The 24,841-nt window shown below is 72.4% G+C and carries 17 protein-coding genes; 12 read left to right on the top strand and 5 right to left on the bottom strand.

Features of this window, described 5'->3' with window-relative positions; all coding sequences use genetic code 11:
- Positions 1–76: 76 nt before the first annotated feature.
- From ACFWP2_RS03025 to ACFWP2_RS02990, 8 genes are all read left to right on the top strand, one after another.
- On the top strand, positions 77–826 hold the full coding sequence (locus ACFWP2_RS03025; protein WP_380447689.1) for a hypothetical protein: 750 nt from the start codon (positions 77–79) through the stop codon (positions 824–826).
- A gap of 274 nt (positions 827–1,100) precedes the next feature.
- On the top strand, positions 1,101–2,915 hold the full coding sequence (locus ACFWP2_RS03020; protein WP_380447687.1) for a hypothetical protein: 1,815 nt from the start codon (positions 1,101–1,103) through the stop codon (positions 2,913–2,915).
- A gap of 98 nt (positions 2,916–3,013) precedes the next feature.
- Positions 3,014–4,570: a bifunctional lysylphosphatidylglycerol synthetase/lysine--tRNA ligase LysX gene (gene lysX / locus ACFWP2_RS03015; protein WP_380447685.1), complete on the top strand. Its 1,557-nt coding sequence runs from the start codon at positions 3,014–3,016 to the stop codon at positions 4,568–4,570.
- A gap of 307 nt (positions 4,571–4,877) precedes the next feature.
- Entirely contained in the window at positions 4,878–5,315 is a 438-nt protein-coding gene (locus ACFWP2_RS03010; protein WP_380447683.1) for a BlaI/MecI/CopY family transcriptional regulator, read from the top strand.
- An 11-nt stretch (positions 5,316–5,326) separates the two neighbouring features.
- Positions 5,327–5,863 (top strand): amino-acid N-acetyltransferase, encoded by a 537-nt coding sequence (locus tag ACFWP2_RS03005; RefSeq protein WP_380447681.1) that lies wholly within the window; start codon positions 5,327–5,329, stop codon positions 5,861–5,863.
- 91 nt (positions 5,864–5,954) lie between these two features.
- On the top strand, positions 5,955–6,308 hold the full coding sequence (locus ACFWP2_RS03000; RefSeq protein ID WP_380447679.1) for an Lsr2 family protein: 354 nt from the start codon (positions 5,955–5,957) through the stop codon (positions 6,306–6,308).
- 656 nt (positions 6,309–6,964) lie between these two features.
- Positions 6,965–9,484, top strand: coding sequence for an ATP-dependent Clp protease ATP-binding subunit (locus ACFWP2_RS02995; protein WP_380447677.1), 2,520 nt, complete (start codon positions 6,965–6,967; stop codon positions 9,482–9,484).
- 344 nt (positions 9,485–9,828) lie between these two features.
- The gene (locus ACFWP2_RS02990; RefSeq protein WP_380447675.1) at positions 9,829–12,174 is read left to right on the top strand and encodes an immune inhibitor A domain-containing protein; all 2,346 of its coding nucleotides are present in this window, start codon (positions 9,829–9,831) and stop codon (positions 12,172–12,174) included.
- 97 nt (positions 12,175–12,271) lie between these two features.
- Here the strand turns inward: ACFWP2_RS02990 and ACFWP2_RS02985 are convergent, their stop codons facing one another.
- Positions 12,272–13,534 carry a beta-eliminating lyase-related protein gene (locus tag ACFWP2_RS02985; RefSeq protein WP_380447673.1) on the bottom strand — a complete coding sequence of 421 codons (1,263 nt, stop codon included), beginning with the start codon at positions 13,532–13,534 and terminating at the stop codon, positions 12,272–12,274.
- A 356-nt stretch (positions 13,535–13,890) separates the two neighbouring features.
- Here ACFWP2_RS02985 and ACFWP2_RS02980 point away from each other — a divergent pair, with 356 nt between their 5' ends.
- A complete protein-coding gene (locus ACFWP2_RS02980) occupies positions 13,891–14,841 on the top strand; it encodes a M23 family metallopeptidase (protein WP_380447671.1) in 951 nt (316 codons plus the stop codon).
- A 33-nt stretch (positions 14,842–14,874) separates the two neighbouring features.
- Here the strand turns inward: ACFWP2_RS02980 and ACFWP2_RS02975 are convergent, their stop codons facing one another.
- A complete protein-coding gene (locus ACFWP2_RS02975; RefSeq protein WP_380447669.1) occupies positions 14,875–15,507 on the bottom strand; it encodes a TetR/AcrR family transcriptional regulator in 633 nt (210 codons plus the stop codon).
- 234 nt (positions 15,508–15,741) lie between these two features.
- Between ACFWP2_RS02975 and ACFWP2_RS02970 the strand changes: the two genes are divergently transcribed.
- Positions 15,742–17,337: an MDR family MFS transporter gene (locus ACFWP2_RS02970; RefSeq protein WP_380447667.1), complete on the top strand. Its 1,596-nt coding sequence runs from the start codon at positions 15,742–15,744 to the stop codon at positions 17,335–17,337.
- Positions 17,338–17,451: 114 nt separating this feature from the next.
- Here ACFWP2_RS02970 and ACFWP2_RS02965 read toward each other — a convergent pair whose 3' ends face one another.
- Entirely contained in the window at positions 17,452–18,387 is a 936-nt protein-coding gene (locus tag ACFWP2_RS02965; RefSeq protein ID WP_380447665.1) for an A/G-specific adenine glycosylase, read from the bottom strand.
- Between the two features lie 193 nt (positions 18,388–18,580).
- Here ACFWP2_RS02965 and ACFWP2_RS02960 point away from each other — a divergent pair, with 193 nt between their 5' ends.
- Positions 18,581–19,438, top strand: a complete 858-nt coding sequence (locus ACFWP2_RS02960; protein WP_380447663.1) for a hypothetical protein — start codon at positions 18,581–18,583, stop codon at positions 19,436–19,438.
- Positions 19,439–19,652: 214 nt separating this feature from the next.
- Here the strand turns inward: ACFWP2_RS02960 and disA are convergent, their stop codons facing one another.
- Together disA and radA are read right to left on the bottom strand one after the other, a co-directional pair.
- Positions 19,653–20,711, bottom strand: a complete 1,059-nt coding sequence (gene disA, locus ACFWP2_RS02955) for a DNA integrity scanning diadenylate cyclase DisA (RefSeq protein WP_188306273.1) — start codon at positions 20,709–20,711, stop codon at positions 19,653–19,655.
- A gap of 200 nt (positions 20,712–20,911) precedes the next feature.
- Positions 20,912–22,435, bottom strand: a complete 1,524-nt coding sequence (gene radA / locus ACFWP2_RS02950; protein ID WP_380447661.1) for a DNA repair protein RadA — start codon at positions 22,433–22,435, stop codon at positions 20,912–20,914.
- Positions 22,436–22,846: 411 nt separating this feature from the next.
- On the opposite strand from radA, the gene ACFWP2_RS02945 reads away from it, so the two are divergent.
- Positions 22,847–24,661, top strand: coding sequence for a sigma-70 family RNA polymerase sigma factor (locus ACFWP2_RS02945; RefSeq protein ID WP_380447659.1), 1,815 nt, complete (start codon positions 22,847–22,849; stop codon positions 24,659–24,661).
- The last annotated feature ends 180 nt before the right edge of the window (positions 24,662–24,841 follow it).

The following is a 24,841-nucleotide window of genomic DNA, read 5'->3' as shown; positions in this document are numbered from 1 at the left end:
TTTTCACCAGGCCGGACGCGAGTGGTTCGGCGCGACGTTACCGACAAATCGGATATTCCTCACGTACTGTCAGCCCATGCCTACGCCACACGGATCGCGCGGCGGCATGGCCTTCAGCGCCGACGAAGTCCGCGTGCTGCGCCGCGCCCTCGCCCAAGCCCTGCACCCCGCCGTCCCCGTCCACCTCCAGGGGCCCGACCGCCCGGCCCTCGCCGGGCCGGGCGCCGAACTCTGGGCCGAGGACGTCCAGGACGCCCTGCGCCTGACCGAGGCGATCGACGAGGCCGTCCGGGAGGGCGGCCGCCTGCGCGCCTTCCTGCTCGCCGACCTCGGGCGCTACCGCTCCGCCCTGCCCGGCAGCGCCCCCGGCTACCTGGAACGGCTGGAGGAGGCGGTGACCGACGGGTACCTGCCCGGGCCCGAGGACCTCACCGCGCTGCGCGGCCTGACCCGTCAGCCCTGCGGCCAGGGCGAACGGGCCCGCCGCTCCCGGCTGGCCGGGCGCTGCCACGCGCTGGCCGAGGCCGCCGTCCGCGAGCGGCTCGCCCTCCACGCCGGGCAGCCCCGCCACCTGGTGGCGGTACCGAGCCCCGCCGCACCGCCGCACTGTCACCCCACCCCTGTAGGAGGACGGACCACCATGAGCAGCACCGACTCCCGCCCGGAGCAGCCCGCCGCCGCGAAGACCCCGCCCCGTCCGCACCGGATGCCCACCCCCGCCGAGCTGTTCGGCCGCCGCCCCAAGCCCCCGGCCCGGCCGGCCCCGCCCGCCGACCAGTCCGGTGAGGAGATCGAGGACGTCGAACTCGCCACCGGCACCGGCTGACCCGGCCCGTCCGCCGCCCCCGAGGGGAGACCGCCACCGCGGTCTCCCCTCCGTCCGTCCTCCGCCCGCCCGTCCGCCCGCCCGTCCGCCTGTCCATGTATCGACAATGCCGTGATTCCACCGGCCGCCGTCGATCACGTCTTGATAACTTCACCCCGGTGACCAGGGCGTTCGATCCCGTCCTGGGCGAATTGGCCACTGATCAACCGGCTTGACGGCCGCTCAACAATCCCTAGGGTGCGGAGCCTCATCACTCCATTCGCGGGGGATTCCCATGTCTTCGACTCGCACGCGCCGGATCCTCGGCGCGGGCACGGCCACCGTCGTGGCCGCCCTGGCCGCCGGCACCGCCGCCGTCCCGGCGCACGCCGCCGGCACCCAGCTCCGGATCTTCCCGACCGGCACGATCCAGATCTCCACCCAGCCGGCCCCCCAGCCCCAGTTCGGCGAGAACATCCACCTGCGGATCGGCCGGACCGGCACCGACGTCGTGACCGGCGCCAAGCTCGCGTTCGACACCACCGGCATCGACGGGCTGGCCACGCTCAGCGTCCCGGGCTGCGCCACCGCGGGCAAGGTGATCACCTGCGACATCTGGCGCCTCGACCTGGAGAACATCAACATCACCAGCCACCCGTGGCTGAGCGCCGTCGCGGGCGTCCGCCCCGGTTCCACCGGCACCCTCCACGCCACCCTCAGCGCCCCCGGCGCCGAGACCGCCGAGGCCGACATCCCGGTGGAGATCGGCGGTGCCGGCTTCCGCACCAAGGAGCCCTCGGAGCAGCGTGACGTCAAGGTCGGCAGCACGCTCCCGTCGACGCTCGCCTTCGCCAACCACGGCGAGGTCGCGGCCCGGCGGGCGGTCGTCGAGGTCTACCTGACCCCCGGCCTCGACGTGGCCACCTGGCCCTCGAACTGCGAGTACGCGAAGGACAAGGGCGACTGGGCGGGCCGCGGCTTCGGTTCCCCGATGCCCACCGTGCACGGCATCTGCACCATCGACGGCGAGATCGCCCCCGGCCAGGCCGTCAAGCTGGACGGCCTCGACCTCACCGTGGGCGCGGACGCCCGCTACGCCTTCGCCGGCTACGCCGTCTTCCCCTCCGAGGGGGCGAGCGGCAGCAGCGCGGCGGACATGCGCCGGCGGATGTCGTTCCAGCGCGGCACCGGCGCTCCCGCCACCCTGGTGCCGACCTCCGGCGAGGGGATCCCGGACGGCCTCGACCCGAACGCCTACTCCACCGAGCAGGAGGTCCTCGCCGACAACGGCGCCGACTTCGCGGTGAACGGCTCCTGGGCACCGGACGCCTCCGGCACCACCGGCACCTTCACCCTCGGCGCCGTCAGCGGCGGCCCTGCCTCGATCATGGACCGCAGCGGCGGCGAGAGCGCGCCCGAACTCCAGGTGCAGTTCCCGGAGGGGGTCACCGTCACCGGCCTGCCGTCGACCTGCCGGCCGTACGACTACGTCCTCGGCCAGAAGTCCGACAAGCCGCTCAACAAGTTCGCCTGCGAGGGGCTGGGCGGGTTCTTCATCCCGGCCGGCGCCACCAACTCCCACAAGCTGACCCTCTCGGTCCCGGCGGGCACCGACGAGCTCGCCGCGACGGTCTCGCTGCAGAACACGACGAGCAACTACGAGCCTGGCCACCCCAGCGCCGTGATGGGCTGGGACCGCAACCCCGCCAACGACCTGCTGAAGGTCTCCCTGCGGGCCGCCCCGGCCACCACCCCCGGCACCGGGGGCACCCCCGCCCCGACCCCGACCGGGACGCCCACCACCGCGCCCACCACCGCGCCCACCGCCGACCCCTCCCCCGCGCCGACCACCGCGGTCGTCCCGGCCGGCCTCGGCGACAAGGACTCCGCCGGCCCCGTCCGGGAGACCGGCACGGACACCGGCGGCACCGGCACTGGCACCGGTACCGGCGGCCGCGGCACCGGGACCGTCCGGACCTCCGACGGCCCGCTGGCCGCCACCGGCAGCTCCGCCGCCCTGCCGCTGGCCGCGACGGGCGCCGCCGCCGTGGTGCTCGGCGCGGCCGGTCTGGCCACCGCCCGCCGGCTCCGGACCCGCCGCGACGGCTGACCGGAGCGGGTCCGTTCCCGCGGGCGGGGCCGCCGTCACGGCCCCGCCCGCGGGAATCCCGGCGCGGAGCACCGTGTGTGGCTGGCTACCCTTGTGGGGTGAGCGATCAGAGCCTTGTTCCCGCGACCGACGACCTTCCCGAGCAGATGCGCGTCCGGCGCGAGAAGCTGGACCGGCTCCGGGCGGCCGGCGTCGACCCGTACCCGGTCGGATTCCCCCGCACCACCACCATCGCGGACCTGCGTGCCAAGCACCCGGACCTGGAGCCGGACACCGCGACCGGCGAGCGGGCCGGTGTCACCGGCCGCGTGATCCTCTCCCGCACCGGCGGCAAGCTCTGCTTCGCCACCCTGCGGGACGGCACCGGCGACCTCCAGGTGATGTTCTCCCTGGACAAGCTGGGCGCGGAGCGGCTGGCGGCCTGGAAGACCGACATCGACCTCGGCGACCAGGTCGGCGTCGAGGGCGAGGTGATCACCTCCAAGCGCGGCGAGCTGTCCGTGATGGTGGACCGCTGGGAGCTGACCGCCAAGTGCCTGCGGCCGCTGCCGGACAAGCACAAGGGCCTGACCGACCCGGAGGCCCGGGTCCGCCAGCGCTACGTGGACCTGATCGTCAACCCCGAGGCCCGCGAGATCCTGCACCTGCGCAGCAAGGTCGTCCGCTCGATCCGCCGCACCTACGAGGACCGCGGCTACATCGAGGTCGAGACCCCGATGCTCCAGCCGGTGCACGGCGGCGCCAACGCGCGTCCGTTCAAGACGCACATCAACGCGTACGACATCGACCTGTACATGCGCATCGCCCCCGAGCTGTACCTCAAGCGGCTGGTGGTCGGCGGCGCCGAGAAGGTCTTCGAGATCAACCGCAACTTCCGCAACGAGGGCGCGGACTCCACCCACAACCCGGAGTTCACCTCGCTGGAGTCGTACGAGGCGTACGGCGACTACGACACCCAGGCCGAGCTGATCCGCGAGACGATCGTCAACGCGGCCCGGGACGCGCTGGGCACCACGGTGATCAAGGGCGTGGACGCGCACGGCGTCGAGCACGAGATCGACCTGGCCGAGCCGTGGGACGAGGTCGCGGTCTACCCGGGCATCTCCGCCCGCCTGGGCGTGGAGGTCACCCCGGAGACCGGCGTCGAGGAGCTGCGCAAGCTGGCCGCCGAGCACGGCATCCCGTTCGAGAAGGAGTGGGGCCACGGCCAGATCGTGCTGGAGATGGTCGAGCGCCTGCTGGAGGAGAACGCCGTCCGGCCGACCTTCATCAAGGACTACCCGACCGAGGTCTCCCCGCTGACCCGCCAGCACCGCTCGCAGCCCGGCGTGGCCGAGAAGTGGGACCTGGTGATCTTCGGGACCGAGATCGGCACCGCCTACTCCGAGCTGGTCGACCCGGTCGAGCAGCGCGCCCGCCTCACCGCCCAGTCGCTGCTGGCGGCCGGCGGCGACGTCGAGGCGATGCAGGTGGACGAGGACTTCCTGCGCGCCCTGGAGTACGCGATGCCCCCGACCGGTGGCCTCGGCCTCGGCGTGGACCGCCTGATCATGCTGCTGACCGGCAAGAACATCCGGGAGACGGTGCTCTTCCCGCTGGTGAAGCCGGAGCCGAAGGCTTCCGCCGCGACGGCGGAGAAGACCGAGGAGGAGTGACCTGATGGACTACGTCAGCGCGATCGTGCCACCGCTGGTCATGGCGATCGGCTTCGGCTTCCTGGTGCGGGCCATCGTCCGCAGCCAGGGCGGGGCCCAGCGGGCCAAGGAAGACGTCGACTGATCCCCGCGGGGCCGGCCAGGCCCCGCGAGGTCCGCGAGGACCGACGGGCGGAACCGGCGACCGACGCCGTCAGCCGCCCCGAACGACCGGCGCGCCGCCATTCCCGATTCCCGGGGGTGGCGGCGCGCCGGTTTGGCGCACTTCACAAGATTTGCCCCATTCACTCCCTATCCTGGCCGCACTATGGTCCGGCAACTCGGCGAACTTGAGAACGCCATCATGACCCGGGTGTGGCAGTGGAACCGACCGGTCACGGTTCGCGAGGTTCTCCTGGATCTGCGGTCGGAACGCGAAATCGCGTACACCACGGTGATGACCGTCCTGGACAAGCTCCACAGAAAGGGCTGGCTGCGCCGCGAGCGGGTCGGCCGGGCCTATCGATATGAACCGGTCTCCTCGCGCGAGGCGTACACGGCGGCTCTGATGAACGACGCCTGGGCCACCAGTGACAATCCGGCGGCGGCCCTGGTGCACTTCTTCGGCCTGATGTCCCCCGAGCAACGCGAAGCGCTCCGGGACGCCTTGCGGGTGGCCGCTCTGTTCCCGTCCGATCCGGCCGGGGCGGATTCCCCGGACGACGGACCGGATACCGGCGCGACGGAACCGGGAGCGGCGCGATAACGTCCCGGACCATGGAGGTCACCATCCGCCGGGCGCGGACCACGGACGTTCGGGCAGTGCGCCGGCTCATCGACACCTACTCGCGCGACGGCATTCTGCTGGACAAGCCCACAGTCACACTGTTCGAATCCGTGCAGGAGTTCTGGGTCGCGGAACGCGACGACAACGGCGCGGTGGTGGCCTGCGGCGCACTGCACGTGATGTGGGAGGACCTCGCCGAGGTCCGCACTCTCGCGGTGGATCCGGTCGTCCGGGGCACCGGGATCGGACACCTGCTGCTGGAGAAGCTGGTGCAGACGGCACGCTGGCTGGGCGTCCGTCGGATTTTCTGCTTGACGTTCGAGGTCACGTTCTTCGCGAAACACGGTTTCGTCGAGATCGGTGAGCTCCAGGAAACCGATGATGGTACGACAGACCCGGCGGCGATCGCTACGGACGTCTATGAAGAACTCCTCCGCTCGTACGATGAAGGCGTCGCCGAGTTCCTCGACCTGGAGCGGGTGAAGCCCAACACACTGGGCAACTCGCGCATGCTGCTGCACCTCTGAGCCGCTCCACCCGGGTCAAGGGTTTGTGTTTTCCGGAGAAAGGCGCTTTCCTTTCCTTAGGCAATGGGTCGTTTAGCGGAAAGGGAAGCCCGTGGCACAGAGGGTGCAGGTCATTCTTGAAGACGATCTCGACGGCGGTTCGGCGGACGAGACGGTGACGTTCGCCCTCGACGGCGTTGCCTACGAGATCGACCTGAAGAGCGCCAACGCGGACAAGCTGCGCGGTCTGCTGGCGCCGTACGTGGAGAAGGGCCGCAAGCAGAGCGGCCGGCTCGCCGGTGCCCGTCGCCCGGGCCGCGGCGCTGCGGCGCGTCCGTCCGGCGGCGGCGCCCCGGACACCGCCAAGATCCGCGCGTGGGCCAAGGAGCAGGGCCTGGAGGTCAACGACCGCGGCCGCGTTCCGAGCAACGTGCGCGAGGCGTACGAGAAGGCCAACGCGTCCTGATCCCGGCGCCGCAGGCCCGCCGGAGCGGGTGCGGGGCCCCGGCGGCCGAGGACGGCGCCGCCATCACACGCACGGGGCGCGGAGGGAATTCCTCCGCGCCCCGCGGCGCGTGCCCGCCGGGCCGCGCCACCAGCGACGCCGCGGGCGTGCGGGGCACGGACCCGGGCTCGGGCTCGGGCGGCGGAACAATCACCGGCTGTGCAACGCTGTAGGGGCGAAGCGGTAAGCGGACACCGGGCGGCGTACCCGGCCCCGGCCGCCGTTGAACCGCCGTCACCACGGCCCGACTTCTCGCCAGGCGAACACCGCCACCGCGGAAACTGCGCGAGAACCGCCCCGATACCGGGTATGAATGCAGGTGGACGGGTTCTTCGGCCCGTCCAGGGGCAGTATGTGCGACCGGCCGGACGGTTCCGGCCGCGCCCCCGGCGGCACGTGTTCGCCGATGGCGTAGCGGAATCCGGTGCATCCGGCCCGCCTGCGGGAACACCGTTTCCCAGCATCAGGTTGGGATTGGTGTCGGCTGGTCGCGCAGCATCTCGCTCCTCTACCGGGGAGTGAATCCGTGGGCCGCGCCGCTGAGCGGGACTAGCATGCGGAAGGACAGGGCGGGGACGGACCCCGAACTGCCCGACCGCTCTGAGGAGCGATAAACGATGTTCGAGAGGTTCACCGACCGCGCGCGGCGGGTTGTCGTCCTGGCTCAGGAAGAAGCCCGGATGCTCAACCACAACTACATCGGCACCGAGCACATCCTCCTGGGTCTGATCCACGAGGGCGAGGGCGTCGCCGCCAAGGCCCTGGAGAGCCTCGGGATTTCTCTTGAGGCCGTTCGCCAGCAGGTCGAGGAGATCATCGGCCAGGGCCAGCAGGCCCCGTCCGGCCACATTCCCTTCACCCCCCGGGCGAAGAAGGTGCTGGAGCTGTCGCTCCGCGAGGCCCTTCAGCTCGGCCACAACTACATCGGCACCGAGCACATCCTGCTCGGCCTGATCCGCGAGGGCGAGGGCGTCGCCGCCCAGGTCCTGGTGAAGCTGGGCGCCGACCTCAACCGGGTGCGCCAGCAGGTCATCCAGCTGCTCTCCGGCTACCAGACCGGCGGCGGCAAGGAGTCGGCCACGGCCGGCGGGCCCGCCGAGGGCACCCCGTCGACCTCGCTGGTCCTGGACCAGTTCGGCCGCAACCTCACCCAGGCCGCCCGCGAGGCCAAGCTCGACCCGGTCATCGGGCGCGAGAAGGAGATCGAGCGGGTCATGCAGGTGCTGTCCCGCCGCACCAAGAACAACCCGGTGCTGATCGGTGAGCCCGGCGTCGGCAAGACCGCCGTGGTCGAGGGCCTGGCCCAGGCGATCGTCAAGGGCGAGGTCCCCGAGACGCTCAAGGACAAGCAGCTCTACACGCTGGACCTGGGCGCCCTGGTGGCCGGCTCGCGTTACCGCGGTGACTTCGAGGAGCGCCTGAAGAAGGTGCTCAAGGAGATCCGCACCCGCGGCGACATCATCCTGTTCATCGACGAGCTGCACACCCTGGTCGGCGCGGGCGCCGCCGAGGGCGCCATCGACGCCGCCAGCATCCTCAAGCCGATGCTGGCCCGCGGCGAGCTGCAGACCATCGGTGCCACCACCCTGGACGAGTACCGCAAGCACCTGGAGAAGGACGCCGCGCTGGAGCGCCGCTTCCAGCCGATCCAGGTCGCCGAGCCGTCGCTGCCGCACACCATCGAGATCCTCAAGGGTCTGCGCGACCGCTACGAGGCCCACCACCGGGTCTCGATCACGGACTCCGCCCTGGTCGCCGCCGCCACCCTGGCCGACCGGTACATCTCGGACCGTTTCCTGCCGGACAAGGCGATCGACCTGATCGACGAGGCCGGCTCCCGGATGCGCATCCGCCGGATGACCGCGCCGCCGGACCTGCGCGAGTTCGACGAGAAGATCGCCGACGTGCGCCGCGAGAAGGAGAGCGCGATCGACGCGCAGGACTTCGAGAAGGCCGCGTCCCTGCGCGACGACGAGAAGCAGCTCCTGCAGGCCAAGGCCAAGCGCGAGAAGGAGTGGAAGGCCGGCGACATGGACGTCGTCGCGGAGGTCAACGAGGAGCTCATCGCCGAGGTCCTGGCCACCGCCACCGGCATCCCGGTCTTCAAGCTGACCGAGGAGGAGACGTCCCGCCTGCTGCGCATGGAGGACGAGCTGCACAAGCGCGTCATCGGCCAGAAGGACGCCATCAAGGCGCTCTCCCAGGCCATCCGGCGCACCCGTGCGGGCCTCAAGGACCCGAAGCGCCCCGGCGGTTCGTTCATCTTCGCCGGCCCGTCCGGTGTCGGTAAGACCGAGCTGTCCAAGACGCTGGCGGAGTTCCTGTTCGGCGACGAGGACGCGCTGATCGCGCTCGACATGTCCGAGTTCTCCGAGAAGCACACCGTCTCCCGGCTGTTCGGCTCCCCGCCCGGCTACGTGGGCTACGAGGAGGGCGGCCAGCTGACGGAGAAGGTCCGCCGCAAGCCGTTCTCGGTCGTCCTCTTCGACGAGGTCGAGAAGGCCCACCCGGACATCTTCAACTCGCTGCTGCAGATCCTGGAGGACGGTCGTCTGACCGACTCCCAGGGCCGCGTGGTCGACTTCAAGAACACCGTCATCATCATGACGACCAACCTCGGCACCCGGGACATCTCGAAGGGCTTCAACCTCGGCTTCGCGGCCACGGGTGACACCCAGACCGGGTACGAGCGGATGAAGGCGAAGGTCGGCGAGGAGCTCAAGCAGCACTTCCGCCCCGAGTTCCTGAACCGTGTCGACGACATCGTGGTGTTCCACCAGCTGTCCGAGGACGACATCATCCAGATCGTCGACCTCATGATCGCCAAGGTGGACGAGCGGCTCAAGGACAAGGACATGGGCCTGGAGCTCAGCGTCGAGGCCAAGAAGCTGCTGGCCAAGCGCGGCTACGACCCGATCCTGGGTGCCCGTCCGCTGCGCCGCACCATCCAGCGCGAGATCGAGGACCACCTCTCCGAGAAGATCCTCTTCGGTGAGCTGCGGGCCGGCCACATCGTCGTCGTCGACGTCGAGGGCGAGGGCAAGGAGGCCAAGTTCACCTTCCGCGGCGAGGAGAAGTCGGCCGTCGCGGACACCCCGGCCGCGGTCGCCTCGTCCGGTCCCGACCTGACGAAGTAACCCAACTTTTAACAGACAACTTCACAGCCACCGAGCCCCCGGCGTTCACGCCGGGGGCTCGGTGCGTTCCGCTCCCGCCGCGGCCGGCGGCGGTGCGGACCGGGATGGCTGGCTTCCGCGCTGACTGGTGCGGGTGCGTTCAATTTCTCACTGACCTTTCACGAACATACGGTTGACATGAGGTCAGATGATGGGAAGTCGCGGAGCATAGCGCCGTGACCATGTCACGGTCAAGGTCTATCTTTTCCGTGCACGCTTGGATCAAATGACGTCCACCTGTCTTTCATTTTGGTTTGCCGGGCTTTGCCCAGAAGCTGGCCCCGGTCGGGGAGGACGTCACAACGTTGAAGAACACCAGGAGAACCGCTGCGGCCGCGTCGGCCGCGGCGGTCATAGTCGCGCTCGGCGCGGGCCTGTTCCCGAGCACCGCCGTCGCCGCCGGCTCGGCCCCGGTCCCGAAGGACCCGGCCGAGGCCGTCCAGAACACCGAGCACAACATTCCGGGCCCGCTGACCGCGAAGGTGGAGGCGGAGCAGAAGGCCGCCACCGAGAAGCTGCTCAACGGCACCGCCCAGGTCGAGCAGCACAACGGCAGCACCAGCGTGAAGCTCGGCAAGGACAAGTACGTCGAGCTCGCCCGCGAGCGCACGGACAAGATCTTCACCATCCTGGTCGACTTCGGTGACCAGGTGGACAACACCACCAAGACCGCCGACGGCAAGGTCAAGTACGGCGGTGAGCCCGGCCCGAAGCACAACGAGATCGAGGCGCCGAACCCGGCCACCAACAACTCGACCGCCTGGCAGGCCGACTACAACCAGCAGCACTTCCAGGACCTCTACTTCAGCAAGGACAAGCCCTCGCTGAAGACCTACTACGAGAAGCAGTCCTCGGGCCGCTACTCGGTCGACGGTGTGGTCCAGGACTGGGTCCGCGTCCCGTGGAACGAGGCCCGGTACGGCTCCGACTACTGCGGCTCCAACGTCTGCGGCAGCGCCCAGGACCTGATCCGCGACGCCGTGGACATCTGGTACAAGGACCAGCTGGCCAAGGGTCAGACCGAGGCCCAGGTCAAGGCGACCCTGGCCTCGTACGACCAGTGGGACCGCTACGGTTCGCACCACGACGGGAACTTCAACCAGCCCGACGGGTACATCGACCACTTCCAGATCGTGCACGCCGGCGAGGACAAGTCGGCCGGTGGCGGCAAGCAGGGCACCAAGGCCCTGTGGGCGCACCGCTCGTACGTCTACGGCAACCTGCAGGGCTCGGCCGGTCCCGAGGGCAACAAGCTCGGCGGCGTCCAGGTCGGCAACAGCGGCCTGTGGATCGGCGACTACACGATGCAGCCCGAGAACGGCGGCCTCGGCGTCTTCGCCCACGAGTACGGCCACGACCTCGGTCTGCCGGACCTCTACGACACCGCCGGCAAGGGCATCGACAACTCGGTCGGCTTCTGGTCGCTGATGTCCTCCGGTTCCTGGCTCGGCGAGGGCAAGAACAGCATCGGCGACATGCCGAACGACCTCGACGGCTGGAGCAAGTACCAGCTCGGCTGGCTGAAGGTGGACCGCGCCAAGGCCGGCACCGAGTCGACCCACCACATCGGCCCGGCGGAGTACAACAGCAACCTGCCGCAGGGTCTGATCGTCGACCTGCCGAAGAAGAGCATCACCACCGACATCAACAAGCCGTTCGGCGGCACCGGTGAGTGGTGGAGCGGCAGCGCCGACAACCTGAACGTCACGCTCACCCGCGACATCGACCTGACCGGCAAGGCCAAGGCCAGCATCAACGCCAAGGCCTGGTACGAGCTGGAGCAGGACTTCGACTACGCGTTCGGCGAGGTCTCCACCGACGGCGGCAAGAGCTGGACCGTCGTGGACGGCACCTGGAACGGCACCGCCCTGCCGCGCGAGAACGGCCGTCCGGCCCTCAGCGGCCAGGTGGCCGCCTGGGGCGACCTGTCGTTCAACCTGGACGCCTTCGCGGGCCAGAAGATCAAGTTCCGCTACCGCCACACCAGCGACGGCGGCCTGCACTTCCGCGGCCTGACCCTGGACAACGTCGCGGTCGTCGCCGACGGCGCCACCGTGTTCAGCGACGACGTCGAGAACGGTGACAACGGCTGGGTGGCCGACGGGTTCTCCCGCTTCGGCGGCTCGTACACCAAGGACTACGCGCAGTACTACATCGCGGAGAACCGGCAGTACGTGTCCTTCGACCAGACCCTGAAGACCGGCCCGTACAACTTCGGCTTCGCCGACAAGCCGAACTGGGTCGAGCACTACTCGTACCAGCCCGGCCTGCTGATCTGGTTCTGGGACGCGTCGCAGACCGACAACAACGTCAGCGCCCACCCGGGCCACGGCCTGGTCCTGCCGGTCGACTCGCACCCGACCCCGCTGAAGTGGTCCGACGGCGCCCTGATGAAGCCGCGCGTCCAGGGCTTCGACTCCACCTTCGGCTCCCGTCGCGTCTCCTCGCTGACCCTGCACAAGGCCGGCGTCGAGACCGTCATCCCGAAGGCCAAGGGCGTCGACGAGTTCAACGACCTGAAGTCCTGGTGGAGCAAGGACAACCAGTACGCCGGTGTCGACGTCCCGAAGACGGGCACCAGCATCGAGGTCGAGAACGAGTCCTCGAACTACCTGGAGACCTGGATCCGGGTCCGCCCGGTCGACAACTGATCGCCACCGAGGTAGCGATCGGCCTGTGACCAGGCAGCTCTGACAACTCCACGTCCGGCCCGTCCCCGCAGCACGCGGGGGCGGGCCGGACGCTTTGTCAGGACCTGCCGGGCGGCAGCCGGTCCAGGAAGGCCGCGGCCGCCACCGCGACGTCGGCTCCGGTCCAGTCGAGGGCGGGCGCGGCGACCGTGACCTCCGTCATCGCCAACCCCGGCGGCCCGCACTCGCGCCAGGCGCCGAACAGCCCGATCCCGGTGTCCTCGGCCAGTCCCAGCCCGGCCTCCTCCAACTCCCCGGCCCGGTACGGCAGCCAGAGCTGGAACTGGTGGGTGTGCGGCGGGGCCGGGTGCACCCGGGCACCCGGAACGGCGGCGAACGCCCGGACCAGCGCCCCGGCGACCGTCCGGGCGTGCGCCACGTACTCGGGCAGCCGCGGCAGTTCGCGCTCCAGCCCGGTCAGCGCGGCCAGCGCGAACGGCCACTGCTGGTACAGCTGCCCGCCGTAGCGGTGCCGCCAGGCCCGGGCGGTGCGGACGAAGCCGCCCCGGCCCACCAGCGCGGCTCCGCTGATCCCGCCGAGCGTCTTGTAGAAGGAGATGTAGACCGAGTCGGCCAGGGCGGTGACCTCCGGCAGCGGCCGGCCGAGGGCGACCGCCGACTCCCAGATCCGGGCGCCGTCCAGGTGCAGCGCCGCGCCGTGCTCCTCCCGCACCACCGCGGCCAGCTCCACCAGCTCCGGCCAGCCCGGCAGCACGAACCCGGCGTCGCGCAGCGGCAGCTCCAGGCTGAGCGCCGCGTACGGCTCGTCCAGGGCGCGCAGCTCCTCGGCGGTGGGCTGGCGCGGCTCGGTCGTCGGCCAGAGGGTGCGCAGGCCGGACAGGACGCCGAGCGCGTGCCGCTCGTGCCGGTCGGTGTGGGCCAGCGGGTGGGTGGCCACCGTGCGCGGGCCGGCCGCCTCGGCGTGGATCCGCAGGGCGACCTGCTGGGCCATGGTGCCGGTCGGGAAGAAGACCGCGTCCTCGGTGCCGAGCAGCTCGGCGACCCGCTGCTCCAGGGTGCGGACCACGCCGTCGCCGTACTGGTCGGGGCGGCCGTCCAGGTCGGGGACGGCGGGCGGACCGCCGGCGCCGTCCGGAGCGGGGGCTCCGGCCTGCTCGGGAGCGTCGGCCGGCTCGGGAGCAGCGCCGGGCTCGGGAGCGGCGTCCGGCAGCGGGCCGGCCAGGTCGGCGAGGCGTTCGCGGATGCTCTGCGGCCGGACGCCGGACAGCAGCCGCTCGCAGCCGCGCAGGGCGGCGAAGCGGCGGTCCGGCAGGCTCGGGCGGTCACTGGCGTCGGGGTCTTCGCTCCTGTTGCCATACATGGCTCGATGGTCCCGCAGCGGGCCGGACCGGTCAGCGGTGCGCGCGGAAAGCGTTCGAGCCCGTCAAACCGCGGCCGCGCGTGGTGCTGGTCACAGGCCTCCGGCCCGGTACGAGCGCCGGTAGTAGCGCGACCGGCGGAACCGGCGGACACCCCGAAGCGGACACCGGCGATCGGATCTCATGATCGTTACTCCATCGGCTTGAATCTCCGGCGCCACGCTGACTACACGCCGTAGTAGTCACCCCGTTTGGGACTCCGCTCGGTGACCGTTACACCTGAGTGGTCCCCCGCTCAGCACGCGCCCGAACGGGCCCTTCGTGCTGCCCTCGTACGACCCGTGAGGTACGGCAAGCGATGTCCACCGTCCCGCCCCTGGGGCCGGCCCTGCGCCGGCTCGCGGCCCGTGCGGCAGACCGCGCGGCGGCCCAGGCCGCCGTCTGGCAGCCCCGGATCGGCCACGCCGTCCGCACCCACGCCGCGCCGCTGCGCGCGCTCGGATCGCCCCGGCACACCACGCTGCCCGGCAGCCGCCAACGGGCCGAGCACGACCACGGGCTGGTCTCGGCCGGAGCGATCGCCGTGCTGCTCGCCGGTGTGCTGCTGGTCGTCGCCCCGGGCTCGGCCTCGGCGCACACCGTGCGGCCCACCACCCCGGGCAGCTCGGCCTTCACCGTGCCGCAGGCGGAGGTGCCGAGCGCGGGGCTGGTCCAGGTGGCCGACCCCAGCGCGTACCGGCTGCCCGACGACGGCGACTCCGCGCAGCAGTCCGTGGCGGTGGCGGACAACCTGCTGCCGCTCGAACCGCCGGCACCGGAGCCGGAGCCCGCCGCCGAGCCCGCCGCCGAGCCGGCCCCCGAGGCCGCACCGGCGCCCGGACCCGAGCCGGCCCCGGCTCCCGGCTGGTCGGCGCCGGTGCCGAACGCGCCGACCAGCAATCCGTACGGGAAGGCCAACCGCAGCTACGCGGCCGGGTACCACACCGGGGTGGACTTCGCGGTCTCCCCGGGCACGCCGCTGCTGGCGGTCGGCGACGCGACCGTGGTGTCGGCCGGCTGGGACGGCGCGTACGGCAAGGAGGTCGTGCTGCGGCTGGCGGACGGGCACTACGCCCAGTACGCCCACATGTCCTCGGTCACCGTCTCGGCGGGCGAGCGGGTGTCGGCGGGCGAGCGGGTCGGCCTGTCCGGGAGCACCGGCAACTCGACCGGACCGCACCTGCACTTCGAGATCCGCACCAGCAACCGTTACGGCGCGGTGGTCAACCCGATCGCCTACCTCGCGGGGCACGGCGTCACGAACTTCTGAGCCGCCGCCCCGGCCCGGCCCGCCCCGCCGCCGTCAGCCGGCGCTGGGGGCGGGGTGGCTGATCCGGGATCCGATCTCCAGCGCGATGTCCCGGGCCGCCCCGATCGCCTCGTCCAGGTCGGCGGGGGGCAGCCGCTCGCCCCACACGTTCGGCGCGTGCTCGCAGTCCGCGCTGTCCTGCTTGACCAGGAACAGCGAGGAGTGGACGGTGAACAGCGCCATCGCGGCCCGCAGCCGGTCGTGGAAGTCCGCCTCCGGCCCGTGCACCAGCTGCACCATGGTGATCATGCGTTCCTTGAAGGCCAGCCCGGCCGGGGACTCGCGCATGGCGGGCTGGTTCTCGTGGAAGAAGCGCAGCAACGGGGCCCGCTCGGCCATCCCGTCCGCGAAGCGGCGGATCAGCTCGTCGCGCACCTGCGGGCTCCAGGTCTGCTCGCGGCCCCACGCGATGCTCTCGTCGATCGGCGCGGCCATCCGCTCGACGATGCCCAGGACGATGTCGTCCTTGGTCTTGAAGTGGTAGTAGAGCGCGGCCTTGGTGACGCCCAGGCGGTCGGCGATCTCGCGCAGTGAGGTCTGCTCGTAGCCCTGCTCGGAGAAGAGCTCCAGTGACACCTCGATGATGCGAGCCCGGGTGTCGCTACGGGGGCTGTGCGGAGTGCCCATGGCCTGCCTCATGACTGCGTCGGTGACTACTGCGGACCCCGGGGCGGTGATCGCCCCGAACTCATTCTCCCTGCCCGCACGGTCGGCCGGGAAACTGGCTTGACGACCGGCTAGTGGACAACCTACCGTGCCGACGGTCGATAAACTAGCCGGGCGACAAGTAAGTGAGCCGCCGCACGGCGCCGCGCTCCGTCCGAACCGCTCCGTCCGAACCACCCTCCGGGAGACCCCCTCATGTCACAGCCCAAAACCGCCGGCCCGGCGCCGGAGGACAGGACGGCCGAGGAGGAGCAGCCGCGCTCCCCGCGCGAGATCCGCCTCGTCATGGTCGGCCTGGTCGTCACCATGCTGCTGGCCATGCTCGACAACCTGATCGTCGGCACCGCGATGCCGACCATCGTCGGTGAACTCGGCGGCGCCGAGCACCTGTCCTGGGTGGTCACCGCGTACACCCTGGCCACCGCCGCCTCCACCCCGATCTGGGGCAAGCTCGGCGACATGTACGGCCGCAAGGGCAGCTTCCTCACCTCGATCGTGATCTTCCTGGTGGGCTCGGCGCTGTCCGGCCTGGCGCAGAACATGAACGAGCTGATCGGCTTCCGCGCCGTGCAGGGCCTGGGCGCCGGCGGTCTGATGGTCGGCGTCATGTCGATCATGGGCGCGCTCGTCCCGCCGCGCGACCGCGGCAAGTACCAGGGCATGTTCGCCGCGGTGATGGCCCTGGCCACCGTCGGCGGCCCGCTGGTCGGCGGCTTCATCACCGACCACCTGAGCTGGCGCTGGACCTTCTACATCAACCTGCCGCTCGGCGTGATCGCACTCGCCGTCGTCATCGTGACCCTGAAGCTGCCGAAGGTCCGCAGCTCCGCCAAGATCGACTACCTGGGCGCCGTCCTGCTCACCACCGGCATCACCTCGCTGGTGCTGATCACCACCTGGGGCGGCCAGCAGTACGCCTGGGGCTCCAAGGAGATCCTCGGCCTGGGCGCGCTCGCCGCCGCCTCGCTGATCGCCTTCTGCTACGTGGAGCAGCGGGTCGAGGAGCCGATGCTCCCGCTCAGCCTGTTCCGCAACCTGAACTTCACCATGGTCTCGATCATCGGCTTCATCGTCGGTTTCGTGATGTTCGGCTCGACCGTCTTCCTGCCGCTCTACCAGCAGGTCGTCCAGGGCGCCTCGGCCACCAACTCCGGCCTGCTGCTGATGCCGATGATGTTCGGCATGCTGGTGATCTCGCTGGTGGTCGGCCAGGCCGTCACCAAGACCGGCAAGTACCGGATCTACCCGATCATCGGCACCGTCGTGATGACCGTCGGCCTGATCCTGCTCTCCACCATGGGCACCGAGACCAGCAGCTTCACCTCGGCCTGCTGGATGGTCGTGCTGGGCGCCGGCATGGGCTTCCTGATGCAGATCACCATGCTGGTCGCGCAGAACAGCGTCGAGCTCAAGGACATGGGCGTCGCCAGCTCCACCGCCACCCTGTTCCGCACCATCGGCGGCTCCTTCGGTGTCGCGCTGTTCGGCGCGCTGTTCAACAACCGGGTGACCGACACCATGAAGGAGCGGCTCGGCGAGCAGGCCGTCGCCGGCGGCGGCATGCAGGACCCGGGCCAGATGAGCCCGGCCGCGCTGCGCAGGCTGGACCCGGCCATCCAGGACGCCTACCACCACGCGGTGTCCAACGGCATGCACACCGTCTTCCTGTGGGGCGCGGGCGTGGCCGTGATCGCGATCGCCGCGGCGCTGTTCCTGCGCGAGGTGCCGCTGCGCGGGACCGGCAAGGGCGAGAAGCCGGCCGAGTCCTCGCTGGAGGCGGCGGCCGTCTGACGGTCCCGCCCGTACGACCCGTACGGCGCCCCCGGGAGGTTCTCCTTCCGGGGGCGCCGTCGTCGCTCCTGCGGGAGGGGTGGCTCTGCGAGTGGTGCGGTCCGCGGGGAGCGCCTACTGGGGCAGGCGGTAGACGCCCTGCTCGACCGGCTCGACCAGGCCGTCCGCCACCAGGCCGTCCAGCGCCCGGGCCCGCTGCACCGCGTCCGGCCAGACCGCGTCCAGCCGGGCCTGCGGCACCGTCCCGTGCGACTCCCGCAGGACCGCGAGCAGCTTGCCGCGCACCTGGCGGTCCGTCCCCTCGTAGGACTGGCCGCGCCGGGCCGGGCCCTCGTACGGCGGGCGGCCGGCCCGCTGCCAGGCACAGGTGGTGAACAGCGGGCAGTCCCCGCACTCCGGGCCGCGCGCGGTGCAGACCAGCGCGCCCAGCTCCATCACGCCGACCGCCCAGGTGGCGGCCGTCTCGGCGTCGTCCGGCAGCAGCGCGGTGGCGGTGCGGCGCTCGGCGGCGGTGGTGGCCTGGGCCGGGTACTCGACCCCGGTCACCGCACGGGCGAGGACCCGGCGGACGTTGGTGTCCAGCACCACGTGCCGCTGGCGGAAGGCGAAGGAGGCGACGGCGGCGGCGGTGTACTCCCCCACCCCGGGCAGCGAGAGCAGCGTGGCGTGGTCGTCCGGGACCTCGCCGCCGTGCTCCTCGGTGATCGCCACCGCGGCCGCGTGCAGACGCAGCGCGCGGCGCGGGTAGCCCAGCCGGCCCCACATCCGGACGGCCTCCCCGGACGCCTCGGCGGCCAGGTCGGCCGGGGTCGGCCAGCGGGTGAGCCAGGCCTCCCAGGCGGGCAGCACACGCTTGACCGGGGTCTGCTGGAGCATGAACTCGCTCACCATGACCGCCCAGGGCGTCGCGTCGGGGGCCCGCCAGGGCAGGTCCCGCTTGCTCGCCTCGTACCAGTCCAGGACGGTCGAGTGGAACAGCGGCAGGGGCATCGGCAGCCGGGCCGCGTCGGTGGCGGCGGCAGGGACGGCAGGGGTGGTGATGGCAGTCATGGCCCTTCGATCCTCCCATGCCCGCCGACCGGACCGAACTGGATCAAGCCACTCCGGATCCTCCCGGGAGAGCTCCGGAAATCGTCCGATTGGAGCTCGCTCGAACGGATCAAATGGCGGATCATGTGAAGGAAGGGGCGACTGTGCGGTGTTGGTGAGTCAATCGCCACACACAGTCTCGTAGAGTTTGATCGTGCCTTCTCTGCGTCAACCCGTCGGACCACTGCCGGCCTCGATCTACTGGCGTCGGCGCATCGTCGTGCTCGTCGCCGTCGCGGCGGTCGTCGCCCTGATCGCCTGGCTGATGATCGACCAGGGCGGGGGCGGTGACGGCGGCTCACAGGACAAGGCCGCACAGGCCGTTCCGTCCCAGTCCCAGACCCCGGCCCAGGCCATCACGCCCGGCGCCTCCCCGAGCGGCCCCGCGGCGCGCCCGGGCGGCGGCAGCGGCGGCGGCCCGGTGGCGGGCGGTGGCGGCACCGAGGTCAACCTCAGCGGCGGCACCGGCGCCGGCGCCAACCCGGCCCCCGGAGGCGGCGCGGCGCCGGCCACCGGCGGCGGCGCGGGCGGCTCCGGCGGCGCGGGCGCCGCGGGTGGGGCGGGCGGCGCTCCGGCGGTGAACACCCCCGAGGTCATGGCGCTGCCGGTCTGCGCCTCCTCGCAGGTGGCGCTGGAGCTGGCCGGCACCCAGAACTCGTACCAGCCCAAGGACAAGCCCCGGCTGGCCCTGACGGTCAAGAACTCCTCCGGCACCAACTGCCGGGTGGACCTGGGCCGCACCGCCTCCGTGATCACGGTGAGCGGCAGCAACAACGACCGGGTCTGGTCCTCCGGCGACTGCCCGGCCGACAAGGGCAACATCTGGGTGCAGCTCGGCGCGAACGGCAGCCAGACCGAGACCTTCACCTGGGACCGCAGCCGCAGCAAGCCGCAGTGCGCGACCGCCGACCAGACGCCGCCGCCGAGCGGCACCTACGTGGTGCTCGCGGAGCTCACCGGGCTCTCCGGGGACAAGGTCTCGGCGCGGGCCTCGATCCGACTGGACAGCTGAGAACCGGTCAACTTCCCTCGGAGCCCCCGACCGCAGCGCGGCCGGGGGCTCCGCCGTGTGCGGGGGCGCGGTTCGGGCGCGGGTGTGGCGCGGTACGGGCGGTGGTTCGGGCGCGGTACGGGCGCGGTTCGGTGCGAACACGGCGACGGCCCCCGGGATGCGCTCCCCGGGGGCCGTCGCCGTGTTCGGGTGTCCGTACGGCCGCCGCGTCAGGTCAGACGTAGCGCTCCAGGATGGACGATTCGGCAAGGCGGGACAGGCCCTCGCGGACCGAGCGGGCACGGGTCTCGCCGACGCCCTCGACGGTCTGCAGGTCGTCGATGCTCGCGGCGAGCAGCTTCTGGAGGCCGCCGAAGTGCTCGACCAGGCGCTCTATGACCGTGTTGGGAAGGCGCGGGATCTTCGCCAGCAGGCGGTAGCCGCGCGGCGAGACGGCCGAGTCCAGCGACTCCGGCGAGCCCGAGTAGCCGAGCGCCTTGGCGACGGTCTGGAGGTCCAGCAGCTCGGCGTGGGTGAGCGCCTCCAGGTCGGCCAGCACCTCGGTGACCGTCCGGCCCTTCTTCGCGGCCCGCTCCGGGAAGTAGTCCCGGGCGACCAGCTCGCGCTCCGGCTCCACGCCCGCGATCAGCTCGTCCAGCTGGAGCGAGAGCAGCCGGCCGTCGATGCCGAGCTCCAGCACGTAGCCGGCGATCTCGGTGGCGATCAGCCGGACCATCTCCAGGCGCTGGGCCACGGCGGTGACGTCCCGGACCGTCACCAGGTCCTCGATCTCCAGCGCGGAGAGCGTGCCGGCCACCTCGTCGAGGCGCAGCTTGTAGCGCTCCAGGGTGGCCAGCGCCTGGTTGGCGCGGGACAGGACGGTGGTGGAGTCCTCCAGCACCCGGCGGGTGCCGTTGACGTACATCGCGATCAGCCGCATCGAGTGCGAGACCGCGACCACCGGGTAGCCGGTCTGCCGGTTGACCCGCTCGGCGGTGCGGTGGCGGGTGCCGGTCTCGTCGGTGGGGATGGTCGAGTCCGGCATCAGGTGCACGCCGGCCCGGACGATCTTGGTGATGTCCTTGTCGAGCACCACCGCGCCGTCGAGCTTGCACAGCTCGCGCAGCCGGGTCGCGCTGAACTCGACGTCCAGGACGAAGCCGCCGGTGCACAGGGACTCGACGGTCTTGTCGAAGCCCAGCACGATCAGACCGCCGGTGTTGGCCCGCAGGACCCGCTCCAGGCCGTCACGAAGCGCGGTACCGGGCGCGATGGCGGTGAGGGAGGCCCGCAGCAGGGCCTCCTCGCGGGAGGCCTTGTCCGCCCCCCGGTCGCTGGCTGCCACGTGACTCCTCCGGTCGACCCGTGCCGCGCGCCTCACGCCGTGCGCCGGTCCGCGGTCTGTTGCTCTGTCGCTCAGTACCGCTCGGTACTGCCTTCTGGCCAATGAGACTGGGGAAAGTCTAACTGTGTGTGGCTTCGGCAGGGCTTGGGTCAGCGCAGTTCGTCGGAGTCCAGCGGCTCCCAGCCGTCCATCAGCTCCTCGGGGTACGCCGCGGGGCGCTCCGCGGCCCGGGAGGAGCGCGGAGCCGGCGGCGCCGACGGTGCCTCACCGCGCGACTCGGTGCGCGGCTTGGCGGCGGAGCGGCGGCGGCCCGGGATGGCCCGCAGCGCCTCGCCGATGTCGGCCACCTCGACCACCTTCATGCCCGGCGGCACCTTGCCCGGGTCCGGCGGCACGAGGGCGTGGGTGAAGCCCAGCCGGTGCGCCTCGGCGAGCCGCCGCTGCACACCCGTCACCCGCCGCACCTCACCCGCCAGGCCGACCTCGCCGATCGCCACCAGGTTGCTGGGCAGCGGGGTGTCGGTGGAGGAGCTGGCCACCGCGAGCGCCACCGCGAGGTCTGCGGAGGGCTCGCTCAGCTTCACCCCGCCGACCGTCGCGGTGTAGATGTCCTGCTTGCCGAGCTTCACTCCGCCGTGCCGCTCGACCACCGCCAGGATCATCGCGATCCGGGGGGACTCCAGGCCCGAGGTGGTGCGCCGCGGCGAGGGGATCTGCGAATCCACCATCAGCGCCTGCACCTCGGCCACCAGCGGGCGCTTGCCCTCCAGGGTGACGGTGAGGCAGGTGCCGGGAACGGGCTTGTCACGCCTGGTCAGGAAGAGACCGGACGGGTCGGCCAGGCCGACGATGCCCTCGTCGTGCAGCTCGAAGCAGCCCACCTCGTCGGTGGCGCCGTAGCGGTTCTTGACCCCGCGGATGAGCCGCAGCCGGGCGTGCCGGTCGCCCTCGAAGCTCAGCACCACGTCCACCAGGTGCTCCAGCAGGCGCGGGCCGGCGATCTGGCCGTCCTTGGTGACGTGGCCGACCAGCAGGGTGGCCATGCCGCGCTCCTTGGACGCCCGGATCAGCGCGCCCGCCACCTCGCGGACCTGGGCCGGGCCACCGGGGGCGCCGTCCAGCTCGGCGGAGGCGATGGTCTGCACCGAGTCCAGGATCAGCAGGCCGGGGCCGACCGCCTCGATGTGCCCGAGCACCGCGCCGAGGTCCTGCTCGGCGGCGAGGTAGAGGTGCTCGGAGAGGGCGTTGATCCGGTCCGCGCGCAGCCGGACCTGGCCGGCCGACTCCTCGCCGGTGACGTAGAGCGTGCGGTGCTGCGCGGTGGCCGCCTTGGCGGCGACGTCCAGCAGCAGGGTGGACTTGCCGACGCCGGGCTCGCCGGCCAGCAGCACCACCGCACCGGGGACCAGGCCGCCGCCGAGCACCCGGTCCAGCTCCGGCACGCCCGTCGAGCGGGCCGTCGCGACCTGGCCGTCCACCTGGGCGATCGGGCGGGCGGGCGCGCTGACCGGGCCGGCGGCCGTGGTGCGGATCGGCACCGCGCCGTACTCCTCGACCGTGCCCCAGGCGTTGCACTCCGGGCAGCGGCCGACCCACTTGGGCAGCTGGTTGCCGCACTCGGTGCAGCGGTACGCCGGGCGGGGCTTGGCGGTGGTCTTGGAACGCGGAGGCATGCGGCCCACGGTAGCGCCTGGGTGTGACAGCGACGGTCCGCCGGCGGGCTCGCCGCGCATCCATACAGATGGGCGATGTTGTTACCCGAAAGAAGTACATACGCGGCGAATGGTCAGGGTCAGCCGTCGGCGTTCTCTACCGTCGGACGGGTGACGACGAGAACCGTTGGGCCGACCGGGGCGGTCGGGCCGGGCAGGCCCGGCAAGTCGGGGTGGCCGGGGTGGCCGGGATGGTCGGGGAGGCCGAGCGGGACGAGCGGACCGGCCGGGACGGTCGGGACCGCCGGATCGGCCGGATCGGCCGGATCGGCCTGGGCTGCTGAGGCTGCCGGTGCTGCCGGGGCCGGGGCTGACCGGGCCGGGGCTGTCGGGCCGCGGGCCGCCGCCGCGCTCGCGGCGTACGAGCGGCAGGTGGACGGCCTGTTCACCTACTGCCTCTCGGTGCTCTGCGAGCACGACGCGGCCGCCGACGCCCTGCGCGAGGTCCGCGCACTGGCGCGGCGGTACGGCGCCCGGCTGGCCGAGCCCGGGCTGCTGCGCGCCTGGCTGTTCTCGCTGGCCCGGTACTGCTGCCTGCGGCGGCTCGCGGAGGGTGGCCCGGCGGAGGGCGGCCCTGCGGTGGGCGGCGAGACCGGGTGGGCGGCCGGGGGCGAGCAGACGGTCGAGGGGGGCGAGGCCGAGGCGGCCCGGCGGCGGCGCGAGCTGTCCTCGCTCGCCTGGCCCGAGGCGGCCGGCACCGACCCGGAACAGCGCGAGGCACTGGAGCTGTCCGTCCGGCACCGGCTGACCCCGCTGGAGGTGGCGGCGGTGCTGGGCCTGCCGTTCGAGCGGACCCGCGCACTGCTGGCCGGGGCCGAGGCCGAGGTCGCCCGGACCAGGGCGGCGCTGCTGGTCCTCGGCGTGGGCAGCTGCCCGGAGCTGGACCGGCTCGGCGGAGCCGGCGCGGAGTCCTGGCGGGACTGGGTGCTCGGCCCGGCGCTGCGACGGGAGCTGGTGCAGCACGTGGTGGACTGCCCGACCTGCCGGGGGACGGCGGAGCGGGTGGCCGCGAACGAGGCGGCGGAGGGTGCGGCGGGGCTGTCGGGGCTGGCGCTGCTGCGGGCTCCGATGGACGCCCCCGGGGCGGTCGCTGCCACTGGCGCGGTCGCCGCCGTCGCGACTGCCCGGGAGGCGGCGGGTCGGGAGGCGGCGGGGCGGGAGACGGCGGGTCGGGAGGCGGAGCCGGGGCTGCGGTTCGACCAGGGCGGCTTCCCCCGGCACCGGGCGCCGGACGCGGGGCGCGGGCTGGCGGTGCGCCGGCGGGTGGTGACCACCGGGGTGCTGGCGGCCGTACTGGCGGCGCCGGTGATCGCGCTCTGGGCCGGGCACCGGGGCGACGGCGGATCGGATTCGGCGGCCTCGGTGTCGGCGGTGCGGGTGGACGAGGCCGGGCGGCCGGGCGGGCAGCTGCCACGGGCCGCGGCGGACGGCCCGACGGGGTCGGGTGGGCCCGGCTCGCCCGGGCTGGAGCTGGCGGGCGCCGGGGCGGGGACCGGGACCGGGATGGTCGCGGGTGGTGCCGGTGCGGGCGGTGTCGGTGTCGGCGGTGCAGAAACGTTGCTTCCCGGCTTTCCGCGGCTCACCTTCCAGGGCGCGGTGATCCCGGTCCCGGCCCACGGCACGACCCCGCTCGGCAGCCCGGACCTGGTCGCCGCGCCGGCCCCATCGGTCGACCGGGCCTCCGCCACGGGCACCGGCGAACCGGCCCCGGCCGGGCTGCTCACCGTCGAGGCCGCCGAGTACGGCAACCGGACCGTCCTCACCCTCACCAACTCCGGCACCACGGAGATCCGCTGGCACGCGGCGACGGACGCCGGCTGGCTCCGGCTCAGCCGCGACTCCGGCACCCTGGCGCCCGGCCAGCGGATCACCGTGATCGTCACCGTGGACGAGGACCAGGCGCCGACCACCCACTGGACCGCCCGGATCGCGCTGCCGCCCTCGCGGGCGGTGGTCACCCTGGAGGGCGGGCCGCACAACCGCGGCGGCTCCGCCTCCTCCCCGGCCGACCCTTCGCCGTCCTCGACACGCTCGACGCCGACGCCGACCCCGACCGGTTCCGCCAGCGCCTCGCCCACGGCGAACCCGTCACCGTCCAGCCCGTCGACAGGCTCCCCGTCCCCCTCGGGCACTGGCACCCCGCCGCACCCGTCGGGCACGGCCACAGCCTCGCCATCGGGTCAATGACGTCCCGCACAACTCGACCCCGCCACCACCTGGTTGCACCTCCGGCCCGCCGAAGCGCAGAAGCACCCGGGCGCGGGGGGGGGGGGGGCCCCCCCGCCGCACCCCCCCCCCCGCGCCGGCCCCCCCCCCCCCCCCCCCCCCCCCCCCCCCCCCCCCCCCCCCCCCCCCCCCACCCCCCGC

The sequence above is a fragment of the Kitasatospora sp. NPDC058444 genome, assembly GCF_042721415.1.
Classification (GTDB): domain Bacteria; phylum Actinomycetota; class Actinomycetes; order Streptomycetales; family Streptomycetaceae; genus Kitasatospora.
This window is presented reverse-complemented; position numbering and strand designations above follow the sequence as displayed.

Excerpts from the sequence above, each read along its gene's own strand:
- ACFWP2_RS02975 (WP_380447669.1), bottom strand. The coding sequence starts at position 15,507 with ATGGGCACTCCGCACAGCCCCCGTAGCGACACCCGGGCTCGCATCATC.
- radA (WP_380447661.1), bottom strand. The coding sequence starts at position 22,435 with ATGCCTCCGCGTTCCAAGACCACCGCCAAGCCCCGCCCGGCGTACCGC.
- ACFWP2_RS02970 (WP_380447667.1), top strand. The coding sequence starts at position 15,742 with ATGTCACAGCCCAAAACCGCCGGCCCGGCGCCGGAGGACAGGACGGCC.
- ACFWP2_RS02985 (WP_380447673.1), bottom strand. The coding sequence starts at position 13,534 with ATGTATGGCAACAGGAGCGAAGACCCCGACGCCAGTGACCGCCCGAGC.
- ACFWP2_RS02995 (WP_380447677.1), top strand. The coding sequence starts at position 6,965 with ATGTTCGAGAGGTTCACCGACCGCGCGCGGCGGGTTGTCGTCCTGGCT.
- ACFWP2_RS02965 (WP_380447665.1), bottom strand. The coding sequence starts at position 18,387 with ATGACTGCCATCACCACCCCTGCCGTCCCTGCCGCCGCCACCGACGCG.
- ACFWP2_RS03025 (WP_380447689.1), top strand. The coding sequence starts at position 77 with ATGCCTACGCCACACGGATCGCGCGGCGGCATGGCCTTCAGCGCCGAC.
- ACFWP2_RS02980 (WP_380447671.1), top strand. The coding sequence starts at position 13,891 with ATGTCCACCGTCCCGCCCCTGGGGCCGGCCCTGCGCCGGCTCGCGGCC.
- ACFWP2_RS03020 (WP_380447687.1), top strand. The coding sequence starts at position 1,101 with ATGTCTTCGACTCGCACGCGCCGGATCCTCGGCGCGGGCACGGCCACC.
- ACFWP2_RS03010 (WP_380447683.1), top strand. The coding sequence starts at position 4,878 with ATGGTCCGGCAACTCGGCGAACTTGAGAACGCCATCATGACCCGGGTG.
- ACFWP2_RS03005 (WP_380447681.1), top strand. The coding sequence starts at position 5,327 with ATGGAGGTCACCATCCGCCGGGCGCGGACCACGGACGTTCGGGCAGTG.